Source organism: Streptomyces sp. NPDC126497 (assembly GCF_040302425.1).
Lineage (GTDB): Bacteria > Actinomycetota > Actinomycetes > Streptomycetales > Streptomycetaceae > Streptomyces.
The window spans coordinates 1-2259 of sequence record NZ_JBEORT010000048.1; the positions used below are offsets into that span (position 1 = coordinate 1).

2 protein-coding genes are annotated in these 2259 nt (G+C 73.1%); both read left to right on the forward strand.

Features of this window, described 5'->3' with window-relative positions; translation table 11 throughout:
- A partial coding sequence (locus ABTY20_RS20510; RefSeq protein WP_351998442.1) for a site-2 protease family protein occupies nt 1-1221 on the forward strand: 1221 nt, incomplete at its 5' end.
- 58 nt (nt 1222-1279) lie between these two features.
- On the forward strand, nt 1280-2182 hold the full coding sequence (locus ABTY20_RS20515; RefSeq protein ID WP_073933638.1) for a tRNA (adenine-N1)-methyltransferase: 903 nt from the start codon (nt 1280-1282) through the stop codon (nt 2180-2182).
- Nucleotides 2183-2259 lie beyond the last annotated feature (77 nt).

Genomic DNA, 2259 nt, shown 5'->3' on the forward strand with positions numbered 1-2259 from the left:
GCCCCCGGGGGCCGCCTGCCCGCCCGCCCCTCCGGCACCGGTCAGGCGCCGCCCCAGCGGCCGCGGGAGCCGCAGCGCGGCGGCCTGCTGATGGGACGCCCGTTCGGCGTGCCCGTGTACGTCGCCCCCAGCTGGTTCCTCGTCGCCCTCCTCATCACCTGGGTGTTCGGCGGACAGATCGACCGCGTGCTGCCCGAGCTCGGCGCCGCCAGCTACCTCGTCTCCCTGTTCTTCGCGGTCGCCTTCTACGCCTCGGTCCTGGTCCACGAGCTCGCCCACACCCTCGCCGCCCTCCGCTTCAAACTCCCGGTGCGCCGTATCCAGCTCCAGTTCTTCGGCGGCGTCTCCGAGATCGAGAAGGAGGCCGAGACCCCCGGGCGCGAGTTCGTGCTCGCGTTCGTGGGCCCCCTGCTCTCCCTGGTCCTGTCCGGCCTTTTCTACCTCGCGCTGCTGGCCGTCGACCCCAGCAGCGTCCCCGGTGTCCTGCTGGCCGGCCTGATGGTCTCCAACCTCATCGTGGCCGTCTTCAACCTCCTGCCCGGCCTCCCTCTGGACGGCGGCCGCATGCTCCGCGCCGTCGTCTGGGCGATCAGCGGCAGGCCCATGACCGGCACCGTCGCCGCCGCCTGGGTCGGCCGCGCCCTCGCCGTCGCCGTCCTGATCGGGCTCCCGCTGCTCACCCAGTCCGGCGCCCTCGGCTCCGACGCCGTGGACAACGTGGGCATGGACACCGTCCTGGACGCCCTGCTCGCCGCCATCCTCGCCGCGATCATCTGGACCGGCGCCGGCAACAGCCTGCGCATGGCCCGGCTGCGCGAGCACCTCCCCGAGCTGCGCGCCCGCAACCTCACCCGCCGCGCGGTGCCCGTCGAGACCGACACCCCCCTCTCCGAGGCCCTGCGCCGCGCCAACGCCGCCGGCGCCCGCGCCCTGGTCGTCGTCGACCCCGACGGGATCCCCCTCTCCCTGGTCCGCGAGGCCGCCATCGTCGGCGTGCCCGAACACCGCCGTCCCTGGGTGCCGGTCGGCACCCTCGCCCAGGACCTCACCGACGGCATGCACGTCTCCGCCGAGCTCGCCGGGGAGGACCTCCTGGACGCCCTGCGCGCCACCCCGGCGACCGAGTACCTCGTCGTCGAGGACACCGGCGAGATCTACGGCGTCCTGTCCGCGGCCGACGTCGAGCGCGCCTTCGTCAAGGCGATGGCCCGGCCCAGCTGACCCCCGCCCGCACCGGCCGGTGGTCGGCGCCCCCTCCCGGGACGGGTAGGCTGTTCACATGTCCGAACCGACCGGTGCCGCCCGCAGGCGCGGGCCCTTCAAGGTCGGGGACCAGGTTCAGCTGACCGACCCCAAGGGCCGCCACTACACGTTCACGCTCGAGGCCGGGAAGAACTTCCACACCCACAAGGGTTCCTTCCCGCACGACGAACTGATCGGCGCTCCCGAGGGCAGCGTTGTCCGCACCACCGGGAACGTCGCCTACCTCGCGCTGCGCCCCCTGCTCCCCGACTACGTCCTGTCCATGCCCCGCGGGGCAGCCGTCGTCTACCCCAAGGACGCGGGGCAGATCCTGGCCTTCGCCGACATCTTCCCCGGCGCCCGCGTCGTCGAGGCCGGCGTCGGCTCCGGATCGCTCAGCAGCTTCCTGCTGCGCGCCATCGGCGACCAGGGCATGCTGCACTCCTACGAGCGCCGCGAGGACTTCGCCGACATCGCCCGGCAGAACGTCGAGCGCTACTTCGGCGGCCCGCACCCCGCCTGGCAGCTCACCGTCGGCGACCTCCAGGACAACCTGTCCGACACCGACGTCGACCGGGTCATCCTCGACATGCTCGCCCCCTGGGAGTGCCTGGAGGCGGTCTCCAAGGCGCTTGTCCCCGGCGGCATCCTGTGCTGCTACGTCGCCACCACCACCCAGCTCGCCCGGACCGTCGAGTCCATCCGCGAGATCGGCTGCTTCAACGAGCCGACCTCCTGGGAGACGATGATCCGCAACTGGCACATCGAGGGCCTGGCCGTCCGCCCGGACCACCGGATGATCGGCCACACCGGCTTCCTGCTCACCGCCCGCCGCCTCGCCGACGGCGTCGAGCCGCCCATGCGCCGCCGCCGTCCCGCCAAGGGCGCCTACGGCGAGGACTACGCCGGCCCCAACGCCGACGGAGGCGCCGCCCGCTGACGCGGCCCGCCACCGGACACAACGGACAGGCGTCGTGGCGCAGTTCCCGGACATCACCGGGAACTGCGAGATCGGAA

Bases quoted from the DNA above. Each gene is read 5' to 3' on its own strand.
- ABTY20_RS20515 (WP_073933638.1), top strand. From the start codon at position 1,280: ATGTCCGAACCGACCGGTGCCGCCCGCAGGCGCGGGCCCTTCAAGGTC.